The following is a 6,116-nucleotide window of genomic DNA, read 5'->3' on the forward strand; positions in this document are numbered from 1 at the left end:
CTCACAAGGTCCGATGTCATCACTCACAGTGCCCATCCCGCCGGACCTCAGCCCGGCGTGTCGGGCCGGAAACACCGATCTTGGAACACTCCCCGACACACACACAGCCCCGCGGCCCTGTGGCAGGGCGGAGACGGATGGTGGGCGTGCCCGGGGCCGGGCACGCCCACCGTCGGATGAGTATCGAGGTGTCAGGCTTGCGTGGGCAGGGTGGTGACGAGCCATTGCTGCTCGTCGCCGTTGCTGTCGGCGAACTGCTGGATCAGTGCGCCGTTGTGGGTTCCGGAGTCGAGGACGGAGGCGACGCCGCCGCTGAAGACGCTCTGAAGTTTCACAGCGCCGTTCTTGCCGGTGACGAACGTCCATTGCTGGTTGACGTCGAGATGGCAGGCGTACTGCGTCAGCGCGACGCCGTTGCGGGCCTGGAGGCCGGTGACGTCGAGGCACTTGCGGGAGTTGACGTTGCGCAGCGCGTACTTGTGGCTGCCGAGGTCGAGGAGTTCCCAGCGCTGTTTACCGCCGCTGACGCAGTCCCATAGTTCGGTGCCGCGGCCGTCGGTGAGCGCGTCTTCGGTGCCGCCGGCGACCTGCAGGCATCGCTGGGACTGGACGCCCTTGAGTTCGATGACGCCGGGCTGCATGGCGATGGTCTGGCCGGTGTGGTTGACGTCGATCAGGCGCCAGGCCTGGTTGCTGGCGTGGGTGTTGGTGTACTGGACGACCAGGGTGGCGTTGTCGGTGCCGCCGTTCGCGGCGGTGGCGGCCTTGCCGCTCTTGACGTTGCGCAGCTCCATCATGCCGTCATCGCCGACCGGGACGAACTCCCACAGCTGCTCGGGAGCCGTGCCAGCGCAGTCGTTCTGGACGAGGGCGTCGTTGTTGTTCACGCCCCCGCCGGCGACGCCGAGGCATTTGAGCGAGTTGACGTTCTGGAGCGCGTAGCGGTCGTTGCCCTTGGCTCGCAGGACCCAGCGCTGTTTGTTGCCGTTGACGCAGTCCCAGAGTTCGGTGCCGGCGCCGTTGTTCTCCGCGCCTTGGCCCCACAGTCCCGCGACCTGCAGGCACCGGCCGGACTGCAGTCCCTTGAGCTCGATGACCAGGCCTTCGGCGGGTTTGGCGAGGTCGAGCTTGGCGGCGTCGTGCTGCCCCTTGTTCAGGAACGCAGTGAGCACGGCCAGTGTCGGGGTCTTCAGCGCCGTCCTGGCTGCGGCGACCAGGTGGGGCTGGAATCCGTCGCGTTCGGCGGCGTCGAGGATCTCCTTGACTTGACGTGTCTTCAGCTCGGCGTCCTTGGCATCGCGGGCTTCGATGTCGCGCTGGTGGGCTGCGTGCACGCCGGTTGCGATGAACTCCTTCAAGGCGGCCGGGGTGCCGGCGTCCAGCGCTGCGCGTGCGGCGATCTTGACCTCGGCGCCGGTGGTCTTGGTCCAGATCATGTCCACGAAGTCGCGGTCGGGCAGGTTCTTCATGGCCTCGTCGGCCACGATCCCCAGCGCCGCGGACACGGCGAGTGCCTTGGCCTCCTGGGCCTCTTTCAGTTCTTTGGCTTTTCGCTCGGCTTCTTTCGCGTCCGCGATCTCTTTCTGCCGGTCGATCTCGCGCGCGTCGTAAATTCCTTTGTTGATGAACTTCTGTTGATCCTCGGGTGTGCTCTCCGGGCGCAGTGCGTCGGCGGCGGCGTTCTTCACCGCGGATCCGTCTTTGGCTTTCTGCCAGACTCGGAAGACGAATTCCTTGTCGGACAGGTTGATGACCTCGTCGGTGGCTTCCATGCCGGGAACCTGGGCGACGGCGTTGCGCTTGGCGGCGCGGGCTTTCTCCTTGGCGAGGTAGTCGGCGATCTCCTTGTTGTCGTCGATCTGCTTCGCGGTGTAGATACCGGTCTTGATGAACCGGGTGCACGCGTACTCGTCGGAGCTGGTGAAAGCCAGCAGCGCCGCGTTCTTGACCTCGCTGCCTTCCTTGGCCTTGCGCCACAAGGCGAGGACGAAGTTCTTGTCGTTGAGGACCAGCATGTCCTCCCGGGCGCTGATGCCCAGGACCGCGGCGGCCTTGAACTTCTCGTCGGTCGTCGACTCCTCGAGCAGCGTCTGCGCCGAGGCTGCCGCCGGGGTCGGTGCGGGCGCGGCCACAGCGGTCGGAGCGCCGAGTGCCGTGGCGAATATCGCCAGCGCCAGCGAACCCGTGGCGACGTGACGACCGACACCTAAAATGGCTATTTCCCGCGCGCTTCTAATACGCATGCATGCATCCCCTCGAAACGTGGTGAAACCATCCCACCCGCCTGCGCATCGATTGCGCGCCGCCCGGCGTTACGTCCGCAATGACCGATCCTGTGTTTTGTGGTGCGGGTCACCGACGAAAGTGGTGCGTGCTTGCGTGACGACCTTTCGGTGTTGTTTGATGCGAAGTGTCGTCGCGCAGCTCAGTATTTAGGCGACGCAGGGGCTGGACCATTCGGAGTGTCGCTCTCTCGGTCTACCAGTTGAGGGGAATTGTTATGAAAAAGCGATCGTTGATCGCTGTCGCGTTACTCGCCGCTGCGAGTGTCGAGTTGGTGACTGTCGCACCGATCGCCGTCGCGGCTTCTGCGTCGGCGGGTACGGCTGCCGGTCAGGTCGACTGGAGGCAGGCCATGGTTCGGCGGCTCACCGAGAAGGACGCCCGATCCGAAGTGCGGCTCGCCGCGTGGAACACGTTGCTGAGCAAGGACGTCGACGCCGCGATCACGCGATTCCTCGCACCAGGCGGGGGCTATGAGACAGCGAAGGCGCGTGCGGCGCGAAACGCTGCCCGCAACGAGGAGATCATCCGCCGGGTGTTGTCGACCACCTCCGCGCTCACCTCGCCCGCCGTGCACGCTGCGGCCACCCGGGCTTCGCATGGGACCCTGGACGAGCAGGACGAGTTCGTGCGTACAGGCTGGGATGAGGCCAGGGCGCAGGACGAGAAGTCCGATGGCCGGAAAGATCGTGAGGTCGCCCGCCAGGCGCAGGCCGATCGTGACTATGTTGCCGGGCTCGCGGCGAACGCCCCGGGCCCCTGGGTGCGGGCCGCCGCGGCACGGGCGGTGAGTACCGGCGATGCGGGTCTGGTGGAGTTCTTCGGCTACGAATGGGCCAGCGCGGCGCGCTGCGATGTGCAGGCCTACCGGGTTCGGATGGCCGATGCGGAACTGCTCTGGCAGGCACGGCTGAGCCAACTCGTCAGTTTCGCCGAGGAGGCCGAGGCGGCGTTGGCGCGGGCCGAGGCGGCTGTGGTCGACAAGGCGCGAGCGGCCGCCACCCAAGCCTGGCGCACGGTTGCCGATCACGCCGCAACGGCTGAGCAGGGCTGGGAGGCCGAGCGGCAGCGAGCGGCCGAACAGGCGAAGTCATGGAGCGCGGTGGCCGAGTTCGCGAAGACCGCGAGCACCGCGCAGGACTGGACGACCATCGCCCGGCACGCCGACGACAGCCGCGCCACGTGGGCCGAGGAACAGTCATGGGCGCAAGCGCAGGCAGCACAGTGGCGGACGCTCGTCGACACCGCCCGCGCCGGTGAGTCCCGCGTCGCGGCTTCCCACTGACCTTTCGTCCACAAGAGACATCTGCCTGACCACGTTGGAGTGCGTTTCCCCATGCCCACGTACGCTTTCCGCGCCGCCCTGAGACACGGCCGCGTGATCTCCCACACGATGATCGTCCTGCTCGCGTTCGCTGTCTTCCTGGGACTGGCGGCTCCCGCGCACGCGGTCGAGGCACCGCAGCCACCACCGGCGACCGGGCCGGCGCAGGCTCCGGCGTCGCCGATCAGTGATGAGGAAGCCGCGTTCAACCGCCAACTGGTCCAGGACATCGTCGATTTCACGAGTGAGGTCGAGGTTCGCGAGGCGGCGAAGGCCGCGTTGGCGACCAACGATCCGGTGAAGATCAAGGAATACCTCGACGTCGGTGACGCGCTGGCGAAGAAGGCCGCTGCCGAGCGGAAGAAGCGCGTCGCCGCCGAGAACCGCGCCCAGGTGGCCGAATGGGCACGCACCGCGGGCCCGACGGCGCGGGCTCGTGCTGTCGAACTGCTGGCCGGTGGTGACGACGCGCGGATCGCCGACTTCGTCGCGTTCGGCAAGCGCCTGGCCGATGACGAGGACAAGCAGATCGCCGACGACGCGGTGAAGCGCGCCGCGGTGATCGAAGCGCGTGTGGTGTCGATGGTCGCCGCCGGCGGTCCGGAGGTGAAGGCCGCTGGTCAGGCCGCGCTGGACACCCACGACCCGGTGGTCATCGCCGAGTTCTACAACCACGGCTACGCCGTCGCCAACCAGCGGGACGCCGACGCCCGCGCGGCGATCGAAGCGGCGATGGCCGCGCGGAACAAGGCGCTGGCCGAACTCAAGGATCTGGCCGAGCGGTCCACGCGGGCCGCGAACGCGCGTACCGAGATCCTCAAGGCGAGTGTGCAGGGGGTGCGGTTCCTCACCGACGCCTCCTACGCCATGCGTGCCGCGAATCAGGCCGCGAAGAAGGCCGGGCAGATCTTCGAGGTCGACAAGCCCGGCCGCGCCTCCGGGCAGCGTGGCAGGGCACCGGAGCTGGCCCAGCAGACCAGAGACGCCAAACGGGAATGGGACAACACTCTCGCCGCGGCGCGGGAAGTCACCACTGCGGCGGCGATGTCGGAGACCGCGACCCGTCAGCTGGCCGAGACCGGTCTGACTCATGGCATCGAATGGGGCAAGGTCACCCAGTCCATGGCCGCCGCGGCCCAGTCTGCGGTGAAGGCGGCCGAGACCGCGTTCCACGCCGCGGAGGCCACCGAAGCGGCCAGCAAGGCCCTCGACGCGGACGCGAACGCCCAGGTCCACGCCGATAACGCCGCGCAGTGGCGCCAAGCCGCCGAAGACCACGCCAAATCCGCGGCTGCGATCGCCGAAGCGGCCCGCCAGCAAGCCAAAGCCGCCGCCGACGCGGCAACCCGCACCAAGCAGGCCAGGACCGACGCCGAACGCGCCGAACAACAGGCGTGGGCCGCCGCGAAACGCACCCGCGACGCCCGCCTCGTCGCCGAGAAGGAACAACGCAACGCCGCCGCCGCCCGGGCTCGCGCGGAACAGGAAGCCCGCAACGCCGCCGCAGCCCGCGCCCGGGCACAGGCGCAGGCCGCCATCGCGGCCGGCGCCCGGGGCAACGCCACCCGGCTGGGCCAAGCCGCCATCGCGGCCGAACAGACCGCGGCGCGGGAGGAGAAGAACGCCGTCGAGGCGAGCGGGCGAGCGATCGAGGCGGAACGGGCGCAGAACGCCAAGCTTGCTCGTGCCCAAGCCCTGGAGGCGATCGCCGCGAATGCTGCGTCCGGTGAGGCGGCAAACAACGCCCGCGCCGCGGCCACCGCGGCGCGTTCCGAAGCCACTACCGCGACAGCGGCAGCCGGGCAGGCCCGGTCCGCGGCCGACGCCGCGACAGGTGCCGCGGTACGGGCGCGGTCGGCGGCCATCGAAGCGTCCGCCGCCGCGGCGCGGGCGAACGCCGCCGCGAACAAGGCCGAGACCGAGGCCGCGGCGACGCACGCGTTCGCGGTCACGGCCAACGCCGCCGCCGCGACCGCGACCGCCGAAGAGGCCCTCGCCGCCGAACGCGCCGGTGCTGCCCACCGGTTGGCCGCACAGGCCGCGAGCGAGGCCGCTCAGGCCCTGGGCGCCGCCGACCGCACCAAAGCCGAGGCCGATGCAGCGCTGGCCGAGGCGGTCGCCGCGGCCGTCCAGGCGGGAATCGCGGTGCGGGCGGCACAGGCGGCCGGAGCATCGGCGGCCGGGATCGCCGACCCCGCCGGAATCGCCGCGGAGGCTTCGGCAACCGGCAACGACCTCGCCGCGGAACTCACGAAGCAGGTCGCCGAACAGGCGAAGATCATCGGTGCCGATCAGGCCAAGGCCGCGCAGGACCGGGCGGCCGAAGCCTCCGCTGCGGCGAGTCGTGCCGCGGACGCGGCCAAACGAGCCACTGCCGAGGTGGCCCCTGCCTACACCGCGGCCGCCGCCCCCCCCCCCCCCGGCCCCAGCGCCGGCCCCGCCGGCCCCCCCACCCGCGCCGGCGCCCCCGCCCGCGCGCGCGCGCGCGCGCGCGCCCCCGCGCCCCCCC

At 69.8% G+C, this 6,116-nt stretch carries 2 protein-coding genes and 1 pseudogene; 2 read left to right on the plus strand and 1 reads right to left on the minus strand.

Going from position 1 to position 6,116, the window contains the following annotated elements; all coding sequences use genetic code 11:
* Positions 1-191: 191 nt before the first annotated feature.
* Entirely contained in the window at positions 192-2,243 is a 2,052-nt protein-coding gene (locus ACFWX1_RS47740) for an RICIN domain-containing protein (protein WP_378396579.1), read from the minus strand.
* Between the two features lie 314 nt (positions 2,244-2,557).
* Between ACFWX1_RS47740 and ACFWX1_RS47745 the strand changes: the two genes are divergently transcribed.
* Positions 2,558-3,568: a hypothetical protein gene (locus tag ACFWX1_RS47745; protein ID WP_378396580.1), complete on the plus strand. Its 1,011-nt coding sequence runs from the start codon at positions 2,558-2,560 to the stop codon at positions 3,566-3,568.
* A gap of 51 nt (positions 3,569-3,619) precedes the next feature.
* Positions 3,620-6,116: pseudogene (locus tag ACFWX1_RS47750) on the plus strand (hypothetical protein); the annotation flags it as partial.

The organism is Amycolatopsis sp. NPDC059021 (genome assembly GCF_042739895.1).
Classification (GTDB): domain Bacteria; phylum Actinomycetota; class Actinomycetes; order Mycobacteriales; family Pseudonocardiaceae; genus Amycolatopsis.